15 protein-coding genes are annotated in these 23,691 nt (G+C 55.0%); 10 read left to right on the top strand and 5 right to left on the bottom strand.

All coding sequences use genetic code 11. From position 1 onward, the window contains the following. Window positions 1–134 precede the first annotated feature (134 nt). The 8 genes from SH528x_RS14125 to SH528x_RS14090 all read left to right on the top strand — a co-directional run bounded on the left by SH528x_RS14125 (window position 135) and on the right by SH528x_RS14090 (window position 14,602). Window positions 135–989 carry an SGNH/GDSL hydrolase family protein gene (locus SH528x_RS14125; protein ID WP_442511158.1) on the top strand — a complete coding sequence of 285 codons (855 nt, stop codon included), beginning with the start codon at window positions 135–137 and terminating at the stop codon, window positions 987–989. A gap of 680 nt (window positions 990–1,669) precedes the next feature. Beyond that, window positions 1,670–3,565 (top strand): CocE/NonD family hydrolase, encoded by a 1,896-nt coding sequence (locus tag SH528x_RS14120; protein WP_442511157.1) that lies wholly within the window; start codon window positions 1,670–1,672, stop codon window positions 3,563–3,565. A 255-nt stretch (window positions 3,566–3,820) separates the two neighbouring features. After that, the gene (locus SH528x_RS14115) at window positions 3,821–5,257 is read left to right on the top strand and encodes a sulfatase (RefSeq protein WP_442511156.1); all 1,437 of its coding nucleotides are present in this window, start codon (window positions 3,821–3,823) and stop codon (window positions 5,255–5,257) included. Between the two features lie 598 nt (window positions 5,258–5,855). Then, window positions 5,856–8,660, top strand: coding sequence for a PSD1 and planctomycete cytochrome C domain-containing protein (locus SH528x_RS14110; protein WP_442511155.1), 2,805 nt, complete (start codon window positions 5,856–5,858; stop codon window positions 8,658–8,660). Between the two features lie 213 nt (window positions 8,661–8,873). Next, on the top strand, window positions 8,874–10,313 hold the full coding sequence (locus SH528x_RS14105) for a DUF1501 domain-containing protein (RefSeq protein WP_442511154.1): 1,440 nt from the start codon (window positions 8,874–8,876) through the stop codon (window positions 10,311–10,313). 267 nt (window positions 10,314–10,580) lie between these two features. After that, window positions 10,581–12,137: a porin gene (locus SH528x_RS14100; RefSeq protein WP_442511153.1), complete on the top strand. Its 1,557-nt coding sequence runs from the start codon at window positions 10,581–10,583 to the stop codon at window positions 12,135–12,137. A gap of 150 nt (window positions 12,138–12,287) precedes the next feature. Continuing rightward, window positions 12,288–12,710: a BlaI/MecI/CopY family transcriptional regulator gene (locus tag SH528x_RS14095; RefSeq protein ID WP_442511152.1), complete on the top strand. Its 423-nt coding sequence runs from the start codon at window positions 12,288–12,290 to the stop codon at window positions 12,708–12,710. Beyond that, the gene (locus SH528x_RS14090) at window positions 12,707–14,602 is read left to right on the top strand and encodes a M56 family metallopeptidase (RefSeq protein WP_442511151.1); all 1,896 of its coding nucleotides are present in this window, start codon (window positions 12,707–12,709) and stop codon (window positions 14,600–14,602) included. Before SH528x_RS14095 ends, SH528x_RS14090 begins: the two co-directional genes overlap by 4 nt. A 105-nt stretch (window positions 14,603–14,707) precedes the next feature. Here SH528x_RS14090 and SH528x_RS14085 read toward each other — a convergent pair whose 3' ends face one another. Then, window positions 14,708–15,772 (bottom strand): alkaline phosphatase D family protein, encoded by a 1,065-nt coding sequence (locus SH528x_RS14085; protein ID WP_442511150.1) that lies wholly within the window; start codon window positions 15,770–15,772, stop codon window positions 14,708–14,710. 257 nt (window positions 15,773–16,029) lie between these two features. On the opposite strand from SH528x_RS14085, the gene SH528x_RS14080 reads away from it, so the two are divergent. Continuing rightward, complete coding sequence (locus SH528x_RS14080; protein WP_442511149.1) at window positions 16,030–16,359, top strand: hypothetical protein; 330 nt, start codon at window positions 16,030–16,032, stop codon at window positions 16,357–16,359. Between the two features lie 471 nt (window positions 16,360–16,830). Here the strand turns inward: SH528x_RS14080 and SH528x_RS14075 are convergent, their stop codons facing one another. Together SH528x_RS14075 and SH528x_RS14070 are read right to left on the bottom strand one after the other, a co-directional pair. Then, window positions 16,831–18,162 (bottom strand): dipeptidase, encoded by a 1,332-nt coding sequence (locus SH528x_RS14075; RefSeq protein ID WP_442511148.1) that lies wholly within the window; start codon window positions 18,160–18,162, stop codon window positions 16,831–16,833. Window positions 18,163–18,328: 166 nt separating this feature from the next. Continuing rightward, window positions 18,329–19,837 (bottom strand): sialate O-acetylesterase, encoded by a 1,509-nt coding sequence (locus tag SH528x_RS14070; protein WP_442511147.1) that lies wholly within the window; start codon window positions 19,835–19,837, stop codon window positions 18,329–18,331. A gap of 284 nt (window positions 19,838–20,121) precedes the next feature. On the opposite strand from SH528x_RS14070, the gene SH528x_RS14065 reads away from it, so the two are divergent. Continuing rightward, window positions 20,122–21,468 (top strand): acetylxylan esterase, encoded by a 1,347-nt coding sequence (locus tag SH528x_RS14065; RefSeq protein ID WP_442511146.1) that lies wholly within the window; start codon window positions 20,122–20,124, stop codon window positions 21,466–21,468. A gap of 185 nt (window positions 21,469–21,653) precedes the next feature. On the opposite strand, the gene SH528x_RS14060 is transcribed toward SH528x_RS14065, so the two are convergent. Both SH528x_RS14060 and SH528x_RS14055 read right to left on the bottom strand, forming a co-directional pair. After that, complete coding sequence (locus SH528x_RS14060; RefSeq protein WP_442511145.1) at window positions 21,654–22,694, bottom strand: AI-2E family transporter; 1,041 nt, start codon at window positions 22,692–22,694, stop codon at window positions 21,654–21,656. Window positions 22,695–22,975: 281 nt separating this feature from the next. Further along, window positions 22,976–23,347: a hypothetical protein gene (locus SH528x_RS14055; protein ID WP_442511144.1), complete on the bottom strand. Its 372-nt coding sequence runs from the start codon at window positions 23,345–23,347 to the stop codon at window positions 22,976–22,978. Between the last annotated feature and the right edge of the window lie 344 nt (window positions 23,348–23,691).

Genomic DNA, 23,691 nt, shown 5'->3' with positions numbered 1-23,691 from the left:
GGTGAGCCGTGGGCCGTAAGGCACCGGGTAGCGCGTGGGACCCGGCCGCTGACGCGTCACGGCTCACTAAATCAAGAAGCCGTTTGACGAGTTTCGCTACGAAAATAGATATGTCTAACACAGGAAAACCACCGATGAATCGATTCCAACTGAAGCCCCTGCTCGCCCGTCTTGGTTTCCTCGTTGTCATTCTCGCGATTATTACGTCCCCGTCTCGTGTTCAAGCTGAGCATGAGGGCAAGCTGCAAATTCTATTGCTCGGCGACAGCACCACCGAGGGCAGTGTGCCGCGGCGACTAAAGCCCGAAGGCCCCCATTTAGAAACGGTCCTCGAACAACTGCTGGCGGCGGATGCAGACCTGCCCGCATGTCATGTTATCAATTCGAGCCAGAGCGGTGAAACGATCCGCCGACTGCTCGATTCAGGACGCTATGATCGCGACGCCTCAAAATTGCCAGGAATCGATTACATCTTCATTCGGTATGGCTTGAATGACCGTGCAAAGATTGAGAACTTTGTCGAGAATTTCCCCAAGCACTTTGCTGAATTGTGCGATCAATTACGCCAGGATCATCCTGCTGCCGAACTGATTCCGATGACCGTGATTCCGTTTTCCAGCGAAGAGGCGAGCACACAGATCAACGACTTGGTTCGCCAAGCTGCCGCGGCAGAGAATCTGGAAGTCTTCGATATCTACCCGCGTTACGCTGCAGAGTTGAGCAAGGGCGTGAACTCGCTGAATTATCGCCGTTACCCGCTCGCCAAAGTTCCCGCTCAATATCATCCATTGGTCCAACCGTTTATTCACGGACCTAGCGTGGAAGTGATGGACAACGAGCTCGATCCCATCCTCGGCGATTTGCCTGGGTGGTATTCCGACCGTCACCCCAACTTGGCAGGATACAACGTGATCGCCGACGAAACGGCGAAATACCTTGGCAAGCGACTGCGACAACGGCAGACCGAAACGGCCAGCACGAGTCAGTGAAGATGATTCGTACCGCCAGGTCAAATTCCTTATCGATTTGCGTAGCGACGTGTGCTTTGGAGTTGCATGCCAGTGCGCCAACATGGAGGCAGTGTTTAGCCTGAGGCTTACGCTGGACTATAAACCTTTGGGTTTTGCAGTTGCGCAATGTTTCTGCCACGTCTACACCCACCTCGGGACTGCTGAAATAAAATCCGACGTGGCGCCAGCGTACTGTCACCTCTCCCAAACGCAGTTTGGGAGAGGTCGAGCAGAGCCTTCAGCGATGCTCGGGTGAGGGCGACCGAGCAAGTTGAATTCCACTGCACGCTAAGTTGCGCGGTCGGCCCTCACCCGAACGAGGCCTGAAAGGCCCGTTCGACCTCTCCCAGTTTCGCCGGGAGAGGTAACTGCGGAATTTGCCGGAACAAAGACTCGCTCCCAAAATCTTGTGCAAACATCAAACGTTTAGCAGTCCACATTTACGCCATGAGGCTCTATGTCGTCGTGCCTCCAGCACCTAAAAACTACATAACTTCAAAGGGCACGTGCGGTAACATGGCACGCCTCCGATCGACTATACTCTATAGAATTAATCGCCTGCGTGATCCCCTGGTTGGCAAGAGGCAACCGATGCCGGGCACTCCGATTCAAAACACAATGCATGCCCGCTGTTGGGTAATCAACAACAGAAGCAAGACATGACTCCATTCAATGCGATAGCACAAAGACAATTTCGCTGGGCATTTTTGATCGTACTGGTGATCGCCAGCGGATCGTTGAGTGCTGCGGCCGACTATGTTGTCCAACGTGACGTGATGGTTCCGATGCGTGACGGGGTGCGATTGGCAACCGACGTCTACCGGCCCGCCGTTGCGGACCAACCGGTGGACGAGGCGTTACCGGTCATCTTGTCACGGTTGCCCTACAACAAAGCCGGTTCCAAGTCGATGGGCGCCTACTATGCCACCCATGGCTACGTGTTTGTCGCCCAGGACACGCGTGGCCGTTATAACTCCGAAGGCGTCTGGCACATGCTTACTGACGACGGCCCCGACGGAGTTGATTGTGCCGCATGGATAGGTCAACAACCCTGGTCCAACGGAAAGATCGGCATGATCGGCACTTCGTACTTTGGCGGTACTCAGCACGCGATGGCGCTCGCCGGAGCCCCGGAATTGACCACCGTGATCCCGGTCGATGCAATGGCAAACATGGGACGTCAAAGTATCCGCAATGCTGGTGCCTTTGAACTACGGTTTTGGAACTGGATATTTCTGAATGCCGGTCGAGGTAGTCGTGCGGGTAAGAATCCTAATACCGCCGAAGTGCTAAAAGAAATGGCGGACCAAAGGTTTGCCTACCTCGAGAATCTGCCCACGCGACGTGGGATGACACCACTGCGGCTGTCACCTGAATACGAAGATTGGCTAATCTCGGCGATGGAACATGGCCCTAATGACGAGTTTTGGGCCCAAAACAACATCGTCGATGCACCTGAAAAGTACAAAGACATTCCCGTTTATCTGGTGTCGGGTTGGTACGATTCATGGGGCGGGAACAACACGGCCACCTTTATGGCTCTGAATTCGGCGATCAAAGGTCCCGTCTATATGATCATGGGACCGTGGATCCATGGCCAGCAATCCGGTCACGCTCACGGGCAAGTCAACTTTGGCAAAGCCGCTGCCATCACCGATCAATGGGCGTGGCGCAAAGAGTGGTACGACCACTGGATGAAAGGGATCGATAATTCGGTTGGCAAGGCGGACCCATTCAAAACTCCCGTACGAATCTTTGTGATGGGAACCGGTGACGGCAGCAAAGATGAGCAAGGCCGTTTACAACACGGTGGATTTTGGCGCAACGAACTGGAGTGGCCGCTGGCGAGAACCGAGTACACCGAATTCTATCTGCAGCCTGGCGGTGGATTGTCAACGTCGATTCCGAAAATCGATCAGGCAACCACCCAGTACGACTTTGATCCGAAGAATCCCGTCCCCAACATTGGTGGCAATCTCTCCTCTAGCGACGACATCATGCTGCAAGGAGCATGGAACCAGAAAGGGGGGCCTCATCTCTGGAATTTCAAAGACCCCATCCCGCTGTCCGCACGTGCCGATGTGCTTGTGTTTCAGAGCGAACCCCTTGAACAGGATGTCGAGGTCACCGGAGAAATCGAGGTGCGATTGTTCGCCTCGAGCTCGGCCATCGACACCGACTTCACCGCTAAGCTGATCGACGTCTACCCTCCGTCGGAGGATTGGCCAGGCGGTTTTGATTTGAATATCGGTGACGGCATTGTCCGTGCTCGTTATCGTGAGTCGCTGAAAGAGGAAGTGATGATGACTCCGGGAGAAACGTATGAGTTCACCATCAAGCTGTACCCGACATCGAACGTGTTCAAAAAAGGACATCGAATTCGTGTCGACATTTCGAGTTCCAACTTTCCTCGTTTTGACGTGAACCCCAATACCGGAGAACCGCTCAACCGTCATCGCACGACCAAGGTTGCCACGCAAACCATTTACCACGATGCTTCACGACCGAGCCGGATCGTGTTGCCTGTGATCCCCGCTTCACCGTCTAAAGAGTAAGCATTGCGAATTCGTAGCAAACAAATCATCCAGTTTTTACTTTGGTAGCGAAACTCGCCAACAGTTTCGGCCATGGTGTGAATTGCCGAAAGTCTTGGCGACTTTCGCTACACCCGAACCCAATTCTCAGGTCCGTTTATGAGCACGAGTGTGGTCGGCGGGTGAAGCAAAACATGGGCGTCAGCCATCTGACGTCCTTCATGATCTTTACGTTAAGATTACAGAAAAATAAATACAAAGCTCAGGTCATTGTTGATGAAATATTGCGTCGTTTTCCTGGTCGGTTGTTTGTCGTTATCAGCGTTGGTGGCTCCCGCGGCTGAGCGTCCGAACGTCCTGTTCATTGCTGCCGACGATCTTCGCAATGATTTGCGATGCTTGGGCAATCCCGAAGTGCTGACGCCCAACATCGATGCGTTGGCCGAGCAAGGCCGCTTGTTCACTCACGCCTATTGTCAACAAGCGTTATGCAACCCGTCGCGTGCGTCGCTGATGACCGGTCTACGTCCCGACACGCTTAAAATCTGGAACTTGGGGACGCACTTTCGTGATCAAATGCCCGGCGTCGTGACGCTGCCACAGCACTTCATGAACCACGGCTACTTCACTCAAAACATTGGCAAGATCTATCACAATTGGGTTCATGATCTGAAAGGGGATCCCGCGTCATGGAGTGTCCCTGCGGTGATGCACTTTGCCACGCACAGTTCGGACAAACCGATTGTCGATGGCGAGCTTCCACCGAATCTAGCCAAAGACATCAAGTGCGAATGCCGTGACGTTCCCGACGACGCCTACTTCGATGGCCGCATTGCGTCGATGGCAATTGACGCGTTGCGAGAACGCAAAACCAGTGACGAACCGTTCTTTCTTGCGGTCGGTTTTTGGAAGCCACACTCACCCTTCAATGCTCCAAAAACATATTGGGACATGTATGACCGCGATGCCTTGTCGCCGCCGCCGAATCCAGCGTGGCCCAAAGACGCTCCGCGAATTGCATGGCACAACAGTCAAGAAATCGTGGGGGGGAAGAACCCTCGCAAGCTCACCGATGACGCAGTGATGGAGATGCGACATGGCTACTTGGCTGCGATCAGCTATCTGGACGCGCAAGTGGGGCGCGTGCTCGACGAATTGGATGCACTGAAAATGCGTGACAATACGATCGTCGTGTTCTGGTCCGACCATGGTTTCCATCTGGGCGAGCAGACGTTGTGGGCCAAGACGTCGAACTTCGAACTCGATGCCGCCGTGCCGATGATCTTTTCGGCTCCCGAAATGCAGAATCGCGGCACCAAGACGGACTCACTGGCCGAGTTGATCGATATGGCTCCGACGCTGACCGAGTTGGCCGGACTTCCCAAGCTCGATGGCGTCGAAGGCGTCAGTCTGGTTCCCATTCTCGAGGATCCCGCCGCCACGGTGAAACAAGCCGCTTACACTCAGCACCCGCGTCCGGCGTATTACAAAGACGCGCCCGCGGTCATGGGCCGGTCTGTACGCACCCCGCGATACCGCTACACCGAGTGGCGTGATTGGGAAACCAACAACATCGTCGCTTCGGAATTGTACGATCACGAAGTCGATCCACTTGAAACGGTCAACGTCGTAGCAGACCCCGCCAACGCAGACGCGATCCAAACATGCCAGCGACTGTATCGCATCGGATTTGAGCCATCCGCCAGCAAATAAACCGGCGGGCAGGTGTCTTTTGGGTTTGTCAGCCTGAACGACTAAAACGTTGGGCTTGTTGTGATTTTTAGTTGCACCGTTTTTCTGCCACCTCTCCACCAACTTCGGAGACTGCTGAAATAAAATCCGGCGTTGCGCAAGCGTACTGTCACCTCTCCCAAACGCAGGTTTGGGAGAGGTCGAGCAGAGCCTTCAGCGATGCTCGGGTGAGGGCGTCCGAGCAAGATGGAGTCCACTGCACGCCATGTTGCGCGGTCGGCCCTCACCCGAACGAGGCCTAAAGGGCCCGTTCGACCTCTCCCAGCTTCGCCGGGAGAGGTGACTCGCTACCGCTGTCGCGGTGAAAGCGGGCATCATGACAGGCATTTGAAATAGACTACTTCAGCATTCTCCTTCGTCGATGGAGAGGTAACTGCAGTTACATGCCTAATATCAATTTGGCAGGCCGAATGGCCTGTTGCGTAAGCAGCGGTACGCGGATTTCTGGGATTTTCCTTATTCCATAGACTTAGATTCCTGTCCTGCGACGCGGTGATTTCGTTTATGATTGGGGTTCCTACCTGCCTCCCGCCGCTACATCCCACCCCCGCGCCATACTATGAACGCCATTCGCTCGCTTGCGCTGTTCGTCGTCCTCACGGGCATCGGTCCCACGCCAGGCTACCCGGCAACGTCGCTGACGTTCGAGAAAGATGTCCGGCCGATCTTGAAAGCTCATTGCTTTCATTGCCATGGTGAAAGTGGGGTCAAAGAGGCAGAACTCGACGTACGACTGCGGCACTGGATTGTCGCAGGCGGCGATTCAGGCGAAGCGATTGTGGCGGGCAACCCGGACGATTCGTTACTGCTAGACCGAGTCACGTCGGGCGATATGCCCCCGGGTGACAAAAACCTTTCCGACGGCGATATCGCGACGCTACGTGAATGGATTCAGCAAGGAGCCAAAACCGCTCGCGACGAACCTGAATCGCTCGACGCAGGCGACTACTTCACCGAAGAGGAACGAGCCTTCTGGTCCTTCCAACCGATATCCCGTCCGCAACTTCCCGCGGTCGCTTCCTCGCGCGTTGCCACGCCGATCGATGCGTTTGTCTTGCAGCGGCTCGAGTCACAAGGCCTCGCTTTCTCGGAGGCAGCGGACCGCTACACGCTGATTCGCCGAGCGACATTTGATCTATGGGGATTGCCGCCGGATCCCGAAAGCGTCGAAGCATTCGTTCATGACCCGAGTCCCAATGCCTACGAAAATCTGATCGACCGGTTGTTGGCGTCGCCTCGATATGGCGAACGTTGGGGTCGACATTGGTTGGACGTCGCGGGCTACGCCGACTCCGACGGATACACCAACACCGACGTCGAGCGAGAATTCGCCTACTTCTACCGCGACTACGTGATCGACAGTTTCAACGATGACAAACCGCTAGACCAATTCATAGTCGAGCAGTTGGCCGGTGACGAGTTGGTTGATGATGCAGGCGGATCAGGCGTGTTAACACCGCAGCGGATTGCCCAACTCGCGGCGACCGGGTTCCTCAGGATGGCACCCGATGGAACAGCCGCCGGGGGAGCGGAACGGGACCTCGCCATCAACTCCACGATCGCGGACACCATCGACATTGTTTCGACATCACTGTTGGGACTGACGGTCGGCTGTGCCCGTTGCCACGACCATCGTTACGATCCGATCAGCCAAGCGGACTACCATCGTCTGCGAGCCATCTTCGAGCCTGCACTGGATTGGAAGAAATGGAAAACCCCGCTGCAGCGCCGGATCTCGCTCTACACCGAGGCGGACAAGCAAGCCCGTGCCGCGGTCGAAGCACGAGCCAACGAAGCGACCGCAGCACGTACGCGGCGGCAACAAGAACATCTCGATCGAACGTTGTACGAAGAACTGCTGGTTGTTCCCGATGAGAAACGAGAGCCGTTAAAAGCGGCCTACCAAACCGAGAAAGCGAAGCGGACCGCTGAGCAAGTCGCGTTGCTGGCCGAGTATCCCAGCGTCGCCAGCATCTCGGCGGGTTCACTGTACCTGTACTCGCAACAGCGAGCACGCCGAGCCAATGATATCGAAAAAGCCGCTACCGAACGCGAAGCCCGTTACGTCGCCGAAGCACAGAAAAAGCTCGCGGCCGAGTCCCCCGACGTGGTTGTCACTGCGAAATCGCTCGAACAGCATCATCCCACGGGCTTTGCCGAAATCCAGCGGTATCGCGAAGCTGCGGCGATTTGTCGAAAACTCGATTCGAAAAAAGAACTCGCCGACCTGCAGAGTGAAATCGCCGAAATCCGCAGCACCGCTCCCAAAGAAAACTTTTTGCGTGTGTTGACCGAACCCGTCAATCATACGCCCGAGTCCCACCTATTCATTCGTGGCGATCACAACCAACTCGGTCAAACCGTCGGCCCCGGTGAACTAACAGTTCTGCAATCGTTTACGCCGGTGCAGATCGAAGCCAATGATCCCGATCGTTCGACTACAGGACGACGACTCGCCTACGCACGGCATTTAACCAGCGGCAAACATCCGCTGTTGGCACGGGTGTTAATCAATCGCATGTGGCTCCACCATTTTGGTCGCGGGATCGTCGATTCGCCTGGCGATTTTGGACAACTAGGCTCGGAACCGACGCATCCGGAATTACTCGATTGGCTTGCGGATGACTTGATGCGTGGCGGTTGGAAAATGAAACGGATGCACCGCATGATCATGTTATCGACCACCTACACCCAAGCATCACATCGCACCGAAAAGCTTGACCGCGTCGATCCCGACAATCGGCTGTATGCGAGAATGTCAATTCGACGGTTGGAGTCCGAAGCGATCCGCGATGCGATGATTGCCGCAACCGGCGTCATCACAAGCGAGATGCATGGTCCACCTGTCCCCGTCAAAGAGGACTCCGTTGGGCAAATCGTGTTAGGCAAAGAAAAGCTTGATGGCGAACGCAAACCGACGGGCGAAGACAGCGATTTCGAAGGAGTGTCACGACGAAGTGTCTATGTTCAAGTTCGCCGCAGCCGTCCCTTGGCGGTCTTGGAAACATTCGACATTGCGACCGTGTCCCCTAACTGCACCGAACGTAATTTTTCGAATGTCGCCCCTCAATCGCTGCTGATGATGAACAGCCAATTTGCGATTGACCATGCCGAGCGACTCGCCGATCAAATGATTCGCGAGGACGATGAGACAGCGGAGCAGATATCGCAAGCTTGGAAACAATGCTTCGGCAACTCGATCGAAAATACCGTCCTGGTCGAGATGATGGAGTTTGTCGAGAAGCAAACTGCCGCGTTTCGAGCTCGCAACTCAAAACTGACTCTTGCCGCCGCCCACCGATTGGCGCTGGCGAGTGCCTGCCAAGCCATGTTTAGTACGAATGAGTTTTTATACGTCGATTAGGACCGTCGGAAGAATAACTGGCGGCGTCTTCCGTAGTGGACGAGGCAACGAGTCCTTTTGGCTCAGTAAAGCTGCAGGACTCGTAGCCTCGTCCACTACCGCCCGCCATTTATTGTTCCGAACGTCCTTAGCACTTCACGAAAGTCTTGACGACTTCCGCGACGCAAATTGAGCACAATTCGCTAACCGACTTCCCACATTCATCGAAATGCCATGACCTCACATGACTCGCAAAGACGTTCGACTCGGCGACACTTCCTGGCATCCTCGATGATGCGTGGCGGCCCACTCGCTCTGGCCTGCATGATGGCCGAACACGCGAGTGCCGAGCCTAAAAAACCAAAAATGGGAACGCTTGGGTTTGATTTGAAGCCGAAGACGCCGCCGCTCGCCCCTCACGCCACGGCGATGATTTCGATGTTTATGCAGGGCGGGCCGAGCCAGATCGATCTGCTTGACCCGAAACCGCTGCTCAACAAGATGCATCTGCAAAAATTCCCGGGCAAAATCAAATACGACAACGCGGCTCAGGCTAGCTCGAAGATTTTTGGCTCGCCCTGGAAATTCCAAAAGTACGGCGAGCATGGCACCGATGTCTCTGAACTGCTGCCGCACTTCTCCACGATCACCGACGACGCCTTGGTGATTCGGTCAATGCATACCGGCGTCAACAACCATGGGCAATCGATCCATGCGATGAACGGGGGGCGGCCGCTGAAAGGGCGTCCCGCACTTGGCAGCTGGTTGACGTACGCATTGGGCGCCGAGAGTCAAAGTTTGCCGGCCTACATTGCCATGACGGATCCACAAGGGTTGCCCGTCGAAGGCGTTTTGAATTGGTCCAACGGTTGGTTGCCGTCATTGTTTCAAGGCACGGTTATTCGCCCCGTCGAGCCTCGCATTTTAAATCTGCAGCCTCCGCCGCATCTGGATGGCGAGATTCAAGAAAACTATTTGGGTCTGCTGGCGTCGCTGAACAAGCGACACGCTCAGCGGCGAACCGGTGAACACGAATTGCAAGCACGCATAGCCAACTATGAATTGGCGGAACGGATGCAGTTTGCAGCCGACGAAGCGACCGATCTCAGTCGTGAATCCAAAACGATGCACGAGATGTACGGAATTAACGAGCCCGAAACGAAAGAGTTCGGCGAGCGGTGCTTGATCGCTCGCCGCTTGATCGAGCGTGGTGTTCGCTTCGTTCAACTGTTCACCAAAAACCAATACTGGGACCATCACGGCGGGATCGCCAAAGGGTTGCCCGCATCGTGCCGCAAAATCGACAAGCCCGCGGCCGCGTTAGTGAAAGACCTAAAGCAACGCGGACTATTGGACACCACCGTCGTTCACTGGGGTGGTGAAATGGGACGTTTGCCGGTGATCCAAAACGAGGCCAACATCGGTCGCGATCACAACACCGATGGCTTTTCAATGTGGGTGGCTGGCGGTGGATTCCGCGCCGGTACCTACGGAGCGACCGACGAATTTGGCCATCACGCGGTGAGCGATACCGTCAACCATTTTGACTATCACGCCACATTGTTGCATCTGTTTGGTATCGATGCCGAGCATCTGACGTACGAGCAGAACGGCCGCGAGCAGACACTGATCGACGGCCAACCCGCCAAAGTGATCGAGGGATTGCTAGCGTGACCTTGGTTCCAAGGCATTTTTCTGGTAGCTACCTTCGCCAGAAGGTGGTAATTCACATTATCGCGCCAACAATCCACGCTCTGGCGAGCGTAGCTACGAAACGCAAATGCCGTAATTTCCAGCCTCGTAATCGTTCACGGCGTTAGGCAGGAGCCTGGGAACGAGAGTTTTTTTCCGGTTTTAACGGATCATGCTGACATTTTCGCCGAAAAATAGAAAGGAGGACTGCAGAACGCGATCTCGAGTGGCGGACGGAATCGGTGCGGCATGTCTGGCGCGTGCGATCCGGCGCCCCACCACATGCAGACCAATCCGGTGATCTGCTGTTTTCGATACGGGTTCCTGGAAACCATTGCAATGCGGCGTCTGTACGGCCATCTTGCAATTCGCGGTCGCCGCTGGCCGAGCCTCATGCTCGCCCTCGTCGCTCTATGGACTTACGCGTCGCCTGCCCAATCACAGCAAGTCTCGTTGACACCGCTCATAGCTAGCGACCAAGCTTCTGATCCGCCGCTGTCAGACGCAATGCGTCGAATCGAGCAGCTTGAACAAACCGTCTTCGAGCTCCAGCAACACCAACCCGCTGGCTTGATCGAAGACGACGATGCGATCTGCTTTGATGCACCAGTAACCGAGCATCCGTCCCATTATCCCATCTACGATACCGGGTGGACGTTGCGACCGTATGACTCCGAGAAGACGCCGTTTGAATTGACAATCGGTTTACACAACCAGTTCCGCTACACTGGATTCAGCCGCGACAACGACACCTCGATCGACGCTGCGGGAAACGTTCGCACGATCCCCAACCGCAACGACTTTAACGTCAACCGCGGACGCTTGGTCTTTTCCGGGTACGCGCTGGACAAGGACTTGGGGTTCTACGCCAACATTGATTACAGCACCGTCGCCTCGAGTTCCATTCAGCCGTTGTTGACATGGATTTCGTTCCGCCATAGTGACACGTTTTCGCTCTACATGGGATTGGGAAAAGTTCCCGGCACCTGGGAGTGGCAGCAAACGTCGCGCTACACACTGGGGGCCGATCGGACTCTCGCGACCACATTTTTCCGGCCTTCGATTAGCGCCGGAATGTGGGGAATCGGCAAGCTTTGCGATTCGCTTTCGTATACGGTTTTTGTGGGCAACGGTCTGAACACATTGACATTACGGTCGGCGGATCTCGATACGAACTTTGTCTATTCCGGTCTCGCTTCATGGGAACCACTAGGCGATTTTGGTGTCGGTTTCTCGGACCAAGAATACCACCAAGACTTAGCCATCCGCATCGGACACGGATTAACGCAAACTCGAAACGACAGCACTTCGAGTGACCTATCGGGCGCCGAGCAAACCGTGGTGCGTTTAAGTGACGGCACGCGACTGATTGAGCCCAATGCACTGGCCCCCGGTGTCACCGTCAACGCGTTTGACGTGTGGCTATACACCGTCCACCTCGGACTAAAGAAACAAGGCTACAGTTTCAGCAGCGAGGTCTTTATGCGATGGCTGCGAAACATCGAAGGCACTGGTGGTGCGGAATTGGACTCCCTCTTTGACAACGGATTCTATGTCCAAGGGGGAGCGTTTGTGATCCCCAAGAAACTGGAACTGTTTGCAAGAGGCTCGGCCGTGACCGGAAACTTCGGTACCGGCAGCGAAGTCGCGGCCGGTTTGAATTGGCATCTCTTTGAAAAGCGATCCGCCCGGCTGACTCTCGACGTGACCGACGTCCGCGACTCACCCGCCGAACAATCTCGCACGGGCTATGTCGCGGGCGAAACTGGTACCCTGGTCCGCATGCAGCTTTGGACCTTTTTTTAACAACGTCGCTAATCGCTCCGCGATTAGAACGTTGGATCGGCATCTGCGAAACCGCCATTTTTACGCAGTTTTTCGCTTGACTTCACCTGTAGTCAGCGATAACCTGACGACAGATGTAGTCCAATGCGTTTTTCGTTCGGAATGCTGTGTATGTCCCAACCGCCGTCCAAGGGACGCGCTCCAACACTCGGGCGTGTCGAGCTTGAAATCCTGCAGTTTATCGATGCGAATCATCCCGTCACGGTGCGTGAGGTGGCAACGTATTGGTTTGAAAAAACGGGCCAGGCGAGGACGACTGTGCTGACGGTGATGGACCGATTGAAGCAGAAGGGGTTCCTGACTCGCAAAAAAATCAGCAACGTCTATCACTACAGCCCCAAGCGATCGGGATCGTCTGTCTTGCAACATTTGGTCTCGGACTTTGTCCAAGGAGTTCTCGGCGGATCCGTTGCTCCGTTTGTTGCCTATCTGAACGACGCCAAGTCGATCGCGCCCGACGAGTTAGCTCAATTGAAGCAAATCGTTAACGAGTTGGAAGCCAGTGCAAAGACCAACGCGAAGGAGCCATCATGAACGATTGGTTGACGGTTTGGTCCGATGCGATGCAGCGAACTCTGCTGCCGATGACCATTGCAGTCGTCGTGTTATGGTGCATCGAATCGTTCACAACGTGGCTGGCGCCAAAGCATCGTTCGTGGCTGTGGCGGCTGACGTTTATCAAATGTCTTTTCGTTTTCTGTTTGCCGATTGCCTTGCCGCTACCCGGCATCGTGGGCAATTCGTTGCACCTCGTGGCATTACCAACCGTGAACAAGGTATCGCCAACCGAAGCGGTCACTCCGTCACCGGATCGTTTGAGCAGCATTTCTGGGACCGAAACGTCACCGCATTTCAGCACAGTCGCTCAATTCGCTTCATCAAAAGAGACAACATCTGCGACACCGGCGTTTTCCCCCTTTGCCAATGCGGCCTTGTGGTTGTTTCTGTTTTGGGCGGCGGGTCTCGTCTTGCAATTGGTTCTTTTGCTTCATCACCACGCTGCACTACGATTACAGTTGCGTCGTGGGAAAGTAGGAAACGTTCCAAGACCGCTGCGAACGAACTATCGTGAAACCGCAGATCGAATGGAAGTTCGGCATCCTCCGGTGTTGCAGCTCAACGATCGATTTACCAGTCCGGCACTCGTGTTCAGCGGACGCGTGTTACTGGTGCTGCCTGCGGATTTCCAGCAGCGACATGGCGACGCGGCTTGCCGCGCCGCGATCGCTCACGAACTCGCCCACCACCGGCGATCGGACCTGCACTGGAATGCCCTGGTCACATTGGTCTGTGCCGTCTTGTTTTTCTTCCCCCCGCTATGGCTTGCCCGTCGTCGGTACCGCGTTGCGGTCGAATCCGCATGCGATTGGGACGCCATTGGTTACGCTCGCGTTGACCTTGCCACTTACGCTCGATTGCTGATCGAACTACTGGAACCGCCCCCTCGCACATCCCCCTCCCCGGCCATCCTGTCGATGGCCGGCAGTGAACCATTTCGCTCCCTCTCGGAAAGGCTAAAAACCATGAAACGCTTTGACAGTTCGTCGCGTCGTGCTCGCGTCATTCACGCTGCGGTTTCGCTGCTGATGTTGTGCGTCTTGATCCCCTGGACTCATGCCGATGACAAGTACAATACAGATAACAAGTATAAGAAAGACACACAAACATCGTCGGCCACGGTCACCAGCTCGTCTTCGTCGCAAAGCTTGGGCAATGGTGATACGCGTAGCACCAGCACCGTGACGGGGACGGCCAACGGAAACGCATCGGGGGCGGGCGCGGCCAACGGGAAAGCCAATTCAAATAGCGTACGGAATGGGAAAGACGCAAAGTCGAACCAAGCCTCAAGTTCTGCCGCGGCCAAAGTCGCTGGCCAAAACAAACCCGATCGTCGATACGACAAGACAAATGAGAGCACAACGACATCGAATCAAGCTTCGTCCACGTCGAGCATCCAAATCAACGACATCAAGATTTCACGGTCGGTACACTCCGAAAACGGCATCACGTCGACGAAAATGGATGTGATCGACAAGACCCAAAAGATTGCGGTTCGCGAGAGCAGTGACGAGGGCATCGAAGTGCGTGTGCGTGACCGCGAAAAGAACCCCGACGGCAGCATCAATGAAAAGGTTTGCACCGCGAAGACGTGGGACGAGCTACAACAGCAAGCTCCGGACCTCGTTCGAAAGATTAAACGGTACGAGAAAATGGCGGGCAACGTGACCGTTTCTACGGACGTTCGCGGCGGCGTAGCAACAGCATCTTCCATCGCCGATGCCTTCTCGCACGACGTCGATGTCGTCCAGCTTGATGCCAAGGAAATGATGAAGGCTCAATTGCGCGATATGCTGGAGCAGCATCCCGATAATCCCGAGATGCAAAAAATGATCCGGAAAACGCTCGATAGCCTTGATAAAAACTAGCGCCGGCAATCCTTCGGTAGCGAAAGTCGCGAAGACTTTCGTCGATCCAAGGACGGCCGAAACTCTTGGCGAGTTTCGCTACGAGAAAGGTATGCTGAAAGACACTTACCTTGGCTGCAATTCACTGAGCCGAATTGATTTCTTGATCTGCGGTTTGCCGGCGATATCGACAATGTCGATCGTTACCTTGGGATCGACTACGTTCCAATCTACCGAAATCACGCCAAAGTTTTCTTCATGATAGGTTTGCTCGACGGCGCGAAATTGGTTGCGTGTCGGTGTTCCTCGCGGATGCTTCTGGTTCAAACTGCTCGAAGTGGCATCGATCAACGGATAAGCCACATCGTCGTTGGCAACGGACACCTCGGCCCAATGCCGGTCTCCACTGACGATCACCACGCCACCAGCATCAGTGCTTTTCACCAGATCGAAAAGTCGCTGCCGTTCGTGCGGCAAATTGGCCCATGTTTCTTGGCCTGCGGCCTCCGCGACCACCTGGATCCCGGAAGCGATCACACGCACCTCCGCTGGCAATCGAAGCTGCTGCTCGAGCCACCGCCATTGAGCTTCGCCCAGCATCGTTTTCTCAGGATCTTCGTCTGGCAGATACGGCCCACCGACCTGCCGAGGCCCCGTCTTTAGCGGCGAACGAAAGTAGCGGGTGTCGAGCATGATTACTTGGATGCGTTTCCCCGGGGGGCCAAAGACCTTGGCGTCATAGACTCCCGCTTGTTGACGCTTGGGTGAGTCCGCCGGAACACCCCAGAAATCCAGAAATGCCTGCTGCGCCGCGTCGCGCTGCGAGTAAGACGCACCGCCATCATTCAGCCCATAATCGTGATCATCCCAAGTCGCCATGACCGGACAACACGATCGCAACGCTTGAAATCCCTTGTTTTCGGCCAGCACGCCGTACTTTGCCCGCATCACGTTGATGTCCGATGTGTCTGCGTAAATATTGTCACCGAGGAACAACAACAATTCCGGCTCGGCTTGTAACATCATCGGAAAAATGGGTGTTGGACGATCCTGTTGGATACAAGACCCAAACACCACCCGCGAAAGCACGGTTTCGGACACTGCGTCGTCGAGCGGTTCCGTGGTCGATGCAATGATTGGATTGAGCATGAATAGGATGGCGAACAAGGGAATCCGCAGTAGTCGCAACATCGAAAACCTATCGGGGCGGGTGGAAACGTTAGGAGGGATTGGGGCAGAAGAACAAGTATACTCATTCGACTCGAGCAAAGTAAAAGCCGCTTGGCAATGAATGGCGTAGACTTTGTGAGCCGACGGCGCTAGCCGCGGGCCTCGCCTCCTGCGTTTTTTAAACCCAGGGCCCGCGGCTAGCGCCGTCGGCTCAGTTGCACACACACGATCGCGATAGACGAGTCGTCGTTGTTCACTTTTCCTTTGGCAATCGATCCATGACAAACAAATCCGATGAGATCGCTGACCGCATTGGCGGAGCGATCAATGAACTCGACATCGACTTCAGCAACTTTACTCTGTTGGGCTGGATGGTCAGTCTGATGGCGTTGGGCATTGGCGGCGGTGCAGCCTACGCCGCTTGCTATCTGATGGTGCAACGCAATGGCTGGGACAAAGCTGCCGGGTTAGTGTTTTGCTTTACCATGATTGCGGTGACTACCGGTTCGTTCCTGACGCTGCGTTGGATGTTGCGGCACGTAGGAATGTCAATCACGAAACACGAATTGAGGGAACAGGACGGTATTGACGAACGCGATCGCGGCTAAGCAAACGTTCGGAAATAATTTCGTCAATTCAAATGTTTCCCGAATGACACGAACCCTCCGGTAGCGTTTAGGTCGTTTCGCTTGAGCTTTACTGGAAGTGGCGTAGGTCAACTGCCAGCTTTGGAGGTAGTGGACGAGGCTACGAGTCCCAGCGACTTAGTGGCACGACGGGACTCGTAGCCTCGTCCACTACAGTGAAAACACTTCACCAGCGTGATTTGTAACAAAACTCGATTGACGAAGTTATTTCCGAACAGTTCTTAAAGGCAACGCTGTGAAGCATTTTCCCCTATAAGGTTTGTGTATTTTTCGCGTAGTGGAAGTCGTCAAGACTTTCGATTCACTGCGAGTGTCCCCCCGAAACTCTTGACGAGTTCCGCTACAAAATGTTTCACAGCGTTCGGCCAAGGGGCGTCAGATCCATGAATGTCGTGGTTCATCCCGCGATTCATCGTTCTGATCATGGAGCGATCAACGACGATCCATCGATTGTTCGAGCACCCGCATTACATTTCCTCCAATCACTTTACGAATCACTTCGTCACTGTGTCCACGCTGGACGAGTCCCACCGTGTACAGAGGCCAATTCGTCCACGCGACGCTTTCGTTCATGTCTGCCGTGGTTTTGAAATTATCTTTCGGCCACAGCATTCTGAATTCTTCGCGTTGACGTGATCGCTTGGGAACTTTTGCCTGCTCGGCAACCGACGCTTGGGACGTGTAAGAAACATCGGTTCCGATCGCGACCGCGTCTGGACCAAACTTTTTGATCACATAATCAATGTGATCTAACAAGGCATTGATGTTGCCATCCCCTCCGAGGTAGCGTGGAATGCAGCAGATCCCGATGTAGCCGCCCGAATCCACAATCGCCTTGATCACATTGTCCGGCTTGCTGCGAAAATGCGAATAGAGCGCTTCGCATGTGGAATGGCTTGCCACCACGGGACGTGACGACGACTTCGCCGCTTCGAGACTCGTTTGCCATCCACTATGAGCACAATCGGGAATCACCCCGACGCGATTCATCTCCGCAATTGCACGATGCCCGAAATCACTTAGCCCCGCGTTACTCTTTTCACCACAACCGTCGCCAATCATGTTGCGACGCTGGTAGGTCAAATGCATCATCCGAATCCCCAGCTGGTGGAAGATGCGGACGTAACGCAGCTCGTCTTCGACCGACAACCACTGCTGTGCCAACGGGACGCCGTTCCCAGTGAAGTAGTAACAATGCCGTCCTTCCTGCTTCGCCGCGGTGACGTCGCTTGGCACTGCCGCCTTGGACACGAAACCTCGCATCAGATCAGTCGCGTAAGTGTGACGCGCCAATCGCTTGATCAACCGTAGCGGATCCTGGCCTTCCTCTCCCGCATTGTTGAACACGCAAGTCACTCCGGATGCTCGCCACGCGTCTCGGAATTCTTGTTGCTCGACCGGATCGGTCACAAACCGCGTCATCGTCATCTCTTCACGCAAATCCTTCAATTCCTCGGCTGACGCTCCCGCTTCCGCCCGAGCAGCGAATTCAGCTCCGTCGATCGCTGCACGTGGACCAAAGCCATACGCATCAAACACAATCGATTCGGCGTGCAATCTCAATCCACGTTCGAGCTCGGCCGTCGACGGTTTCAACAGACCGAGTGCCACCTCACGCGACTTGTCGATTTTGGGATTCAATCGCGTGGTCAAGTCGCTTACCGGATCACGCGTTACCGACTCCGCTGCCCCCATGACACGGGATGAGACCGTGAGTGCCGCTGTTCCAGCAAGCGAACCAATAAACTGGCGTCGATCAAACATCGCGAATAACCTGCGGCGGGATGGGGAGGGGAAAGTGAGGAGTGAGGACGGTGGAGAGTGGAGGGTGGAGGGTGGAGGGTGGAGGGTGGAGGGTGGAGGGTGGAGGGTGGAGGGTGGAGGGTGGAGGGTGGAGGGTGGAGGGTGGAGGCACACTGCGGTTATCGAACTACGGATTCGTTCGGAAGGGAGTTGCGGGCAACCCCGCTCCGTTGAACAGGTTCGTTTTGGGGTCGTTGGTCCAGGCATAGCGGACTGCGGTCGGTTGGTCGACCTTTTTGCTCGAAACGACGACGCTGTCACCGTCGATCTCAGCTTCGGCGGGGTGCCAAGTTTCGCCGTCCGCGGTGATCTCGAATCCGACCAGCGGTCCGCCGCTCGACTCGAGTCCTTCGGCATGTTTGAAACGAACGACGATCTTATCACCCTGGACCTCATGCCCATCTGGCAACGGGCCCGAGACGGCCGCTACCTCTGCTTCATAAACCGTACCGAGTGCCCACAACGCGAGTCGACGCCCGACTTCTTGCTTGTTCTTGGGATGAATGTCTTTTGTGTCACCGATGTCGATATTGATCCCCATCCCCGTATTGGGAACCGACAACGTCTTCAGCATCGCTTCGCGAACAGTAGGCCAATCACGGCCATTGCCGGCATAATTTGGTAATTGGGCCCAAGCAAACGGAAAATCATAGCCCCACCGTTTCCGCCAATCTTTAATTAGCAAAGGCAATTGATACTGATAGAGCTTCGCCTTTTCAGGGGTCGAGTTTGCTTCGCCTTGATACCAGATCGCTCCGCGAATCGCATACGGAATCAGCGGAGCAATTTTGCCGTTAAACAATCCGCCAACGTTGCCTTTGCGAGATTGCGCCGCCACGGGATCACGAGGCTTTCGGGGAAGCGGCTTTCCTTCGGCTTTTGCCTTTTTCGCTGCGGCTTGATAACGCTCAAGCGCCCGTTCGTAATTTGCTTTTTGCGTCTCCAAATCCACTGGCTTTCGTCCTTGCGTTGCAGCAAAGGACGGTTTCAAATTTTTGTCAGCACGCTGCACGTCGGCATCGATCCACGATTCGATCGGTGTGCCGCCGACCGAGGAATTGATCAAACCGACGGGCACGTTCGCTTCGGAGTGAATTTCCCGACCAAAGAAAAACAGCGTTGCTGAGAAACCGCCAACCGTATCCGCCGAACAAACTTGCCATTCCCCTTTGCCTTCTTTTGCAGGCGTGGGCGAACTGCCAGAGATTTCCTTGAACATTCGGATGGATGGAAGGTCCGCTTTCTTCTGTTCACCCGCAAAGTCATTCGCTCGGTTGACCGTCATTGCCATATTCGACTGGCCCGACCCTAGCCAAACTTCGCCCACCAAGACATCGTTGATCGTGATCTCGTTCTTCCCAGCGACCTTCATCATGGTGGGTTTACCCGGCTTCAGCGAGTCGAGCTTCAACGTCCAACTTCCGTCTTCGCCCGCCTTCACCGTTTTCGTCTGGCCTCCGATCTCCACACGCACTTCCTCACCCGGTTCGGCCCAACCCCAAACAGGAACCTTCGTGTCTTGCTGCAAAACCATATGGTCCGAAAAAATTGCGGGCAGCGAGACATCCGCGTAGACGAGCGAAAGTGGAAGCATCGAAAATGCGAGCACCAGCCCAAGATGTGTTCGTCGAATCATGGCAGTTTCTTTCCAATGGGTAAGAAGATCGAGGGTCTATAGAATACAGAACGCCGTCGCGATTTTCAGGCGTCTTGCATCCATCGACAAAACAATTTTGTTGACCGAAGTTTGATTTCACATCGCTGCGAGCAGCAGGCCGCAGCGAACTCCACTATACTTTAACGCCATCCACAATGCCGTGGGGCGATACGCACAACGGGCATGTTCCAATGCACCGAAATTGGCCAGCCCCCCCTCCAGCCACTCCCTTCCTTCGCTTCCTACCACGAAAGAAAATCCCGATGCGTCCACTCTCGATCGGCGTCTGCCGCAATCTTTTCTTCCTCGCTTGTGTCCCTCTTTTTTTGCTTGGCGGAGTTGCTGCCGCGGCCGAGACACTCTCACTCACCGTGGTTACCGACCGCGATGACGCACTTTACGACGTCGGCGACGAGGCCGCCTTCGTTGTCACCCTGGAAAAGGACGGTCAACCAGTCGAACAAGGCTCGGTTAGCTTCGTCGTCGATGATTTTCTAAACAGCGGGAAAGCAGCTGGATTGCCCGAAGGCGAGCTGTCACTCGGCGACTCACCCGTTCGCGTTGTGGTGAAGGGGGCGAATCCTGGATTTCTGCGTTGCACTGTGACTTACAAACCGAGCGAAGGAAAATCGATCAAGACGGCTGTGGGAGCAGGATTCTCGGTGCTAGAGATCGAGCCGAGCATGCCGGTGCCGGACGATTTTGACGCATATTGGGACGAGCAAAAACGGTTGCTTGCTGAGATTCCTGCCGATGCGACCCTAACCGCAGTGGAGCACAAAGATGAAACGATTGAGTGCTTTGACGTTCGAGTGCCCTGTCTCGGCGGTGCCCCCGTTTCGGGATACTTTGCCAAACCGAAACAGTCCAAGCCCAAAAGTTTGCCGGCGATTTTATGGGTACATGGCGCAGGCGTCCGCAGCTCGAGTTTAGGAAACGCAGTCAACGGCGCGAAAGCGGGCATGTTGTCGATGGACATCAACGCCCATGGAATCCCCAATGGAAAGCCCAACGCGTTTTACGCCGAGATGAGTGGTGGGCCGTTGAAGAGCTATCGCTATGACGGACGCGAAAATCGCGACACAAGTTATTTCCGTGGCATGTATTTGCGTCTGGTGCGTGCGATCGATTTCCTAACTTCGCAACCACAATGGAACGGTCGTGATGTCGTCGTGATCGGACACAGCCAAGGAGGCGGACAATCGCTTGTCGCCGGGGGCTTGGACCCACGCGTGACGATGATCGCTCCGGGCGTTCCCGCAATTTGCGATCACACCGGCGTCGTCGTAGGACGAGTCAACGGATGGCCCAAGTTGGTTCCCAACACCGACGATGGCAAACCCGACGCAAAGGTATTGGAAGCATCGCGGTATGTGGACGCAGTGAACTTTGCTTCGCGATGTCGTGCCGAAGCGATCATGAGCGTGGGTTTCATCGATGGGGTATGTCCGCCGTCAAGCTGTTACGCCGCCTACAACGCCTTGCAAGGCGAGAAACAAATGATCAATGAACCGCACATGGGACACGCAGCTCCATCGCATATTCAGAAAGCCTTCTTTGACCAAGTGCTCGCGCACGTCAATCAAACCGTCACGGCATCGGCGAAGTAAATACGTGCTCCTGGTCGCAGCACAATTCCCCCGTAGTGGACGAGGCTACGAGTCCCCGCCCGTCTCTCGCAATGAATGGTGTAGCAAGTCCCCGCCGCCAATCTGCAAGGACTCGTAGCCTCGTCCACTACCGATGCTGCCGGGACTCGTTGCCTCGTCCACTACGGTCAGGTCGCGACGATGGCCTAGTCCGACGTTAACTCGCCGGGATGAGGATCGCCCAAGCGATCGCGGATGTACAACATCTGAATCAGCACCATCAACACGACCACCAGGGGCGCGGCCATCATGATTCCGATCACTCCCACAATGATGCCCATCCATAGTTGAGCGGCAATGGTCAAAATCGGAGGCAGTGTCACCTCGTGTCGCTGGATCATGGGCGTGATCAGATAGCTTTCGATTCCTTGTAGAGCGAGATTGAAAACAATCACGTAGATTGCGGTCTCGGTTCCTACATTCAAGGCCAACAGAACTTGAGGAACCGCAGCCAACAGCGGGCCGATATTAGGAATAAACGTCAGCAGTGCGGCGACGACGCCCAGCGTGATCGGCAGTGGAACATCCAAAAACCATAGCCCGACTGCGGTCAGAATACCAACCAACGTCATTGACATGACGCGACCGATGATCCAGCGTCCCAGTGCTGCCCGCAACTGCTCCAGCACATCCGACACACGGCCCCGTCGCTCTTTCGGAAACAGTTTAGTCAATCCGTTTTGGTAAAGTTGGGGTTCATAGGCGGCATACGCTCCTATGAAAAAGATCACGATGGATCCGGTCATTGCCCAACCGACCGATCGCAAACCGCCCAGCAAACTCGAAAATGCCGAATCCCCTTGCTGGCTCATCATCGACTGCACTTGTTCGGAATCAGGCAGGTACTGCTTCGAAAACTGATACTGTCGCAATCGCTCCGTCGCATCCTGCAGAGAGGTCTCCAATTGACTCCAAAGCTCGTCGACGTGCTGAACCATTTGCGCTCCCAAGTAGTAGACGCCGCCACCGATCATCAGCAACAGCACCGTCACCACCAATAAAAATGCGGAGCGATAAGAGAGGGGGGTATGTCGAGTCGCAAAACCAGCCAGCCCGTTGATGAAGACACCGAACAACAGTCCAGCGAACACCAGCAGCAGGACACTCAGCGAGGGCACCAATAACCCCGACACTGAAAAAATCAGTGCAGCGATCAGCAGCGGCCAAAGCAGAGATCGAAAATTCATCAAGCTGTAACCCGTTAACCATAAAACAACGAAGATTGGCGGCAAGTGACTCAGTCAATGCAAATCGCGAGCCAAAAAAAGGCGACGCAGTTGCCTCGACTGCGAGGCGACGAGGAGGGATACCGCATTCGTCTTCGTACGAAGGGTTACCTGGCTGACTTGAGTATCAGTCGTCGAGCTATCGACAACGCCAGAGCGAGCCTGCGAAAAAGGTGCGTGAACGCGGCTCGAACCGGAACAAATGGCTGAGGCAGATCAGCCCGCTTTCCCTAATGTCTTGGCTATTCATCGGTTGAACGAGCATTGGATGCAGATGCCGGCACAAATTTTTGGTAGTCGCCCGAACAGCGGAAAAACTCTGAAAGTTCTGGGCTGCTCCATATATGACCGTTTCTCTCAATCACGCCTGGATAGAAGTCATATTGCAATCTATCGATTTCGATGATGCCCTCGGGAGCCATCGGCATTGGCGGGTCAGTGCGTGGCTTCAGGCTACCCGATGAGGCAACCGTCGCCCGCAGCGACCGTGTAAATTCAGGAGTAAGCGATATGCGATCTCCGGAAGGAATTTCCTGCCAAACCGCAAACGGCGAGTCAGGATGGGTGCAGCCAAGTAGCGTGGTTGCAAAAAGCAACGCGACAAGCAATTTCATGTCACTTCAGTCGGGAAACTTTTTGGTTCGGCTTATTCACAGTCAGTTGTATTCGGCTTGTGACATTCCAGCAATCGTTTTCAGCACGCCAGCTGAATGCGTGATAAGCAGTTAGGCAGGAGTCTTTCAGCAAATTGGCAGTTTTGGCGACAGCGGGCTGTTGATTTAGTGAGCCGTGACGCGTGAGCGGCCGGGTCCCGCGCATTACCCGGTGCCTTACGGCCCACGGCTCACAAAGGCGAGTTGCATTTCGAATAAGTCAACAGCCGGCTAGCCACGGTTCCGGGGATGAACCGGGGCTAACGCCCAAACGGCTAACGGGATTTCACCCAATGATTCCTGCC

The sequence above is a fragment of the Novipirellula methanifontis genome (assembly GCF_052161655.1).
Classification (GTDB): Bacteria; Planctomycetota; Planctomycetia; order Pirellulales; family Pirellulaceae; genus Novipirellula.
This window is presented reverse-complemented; position numbering and strand designations above follow the sequence as displayed.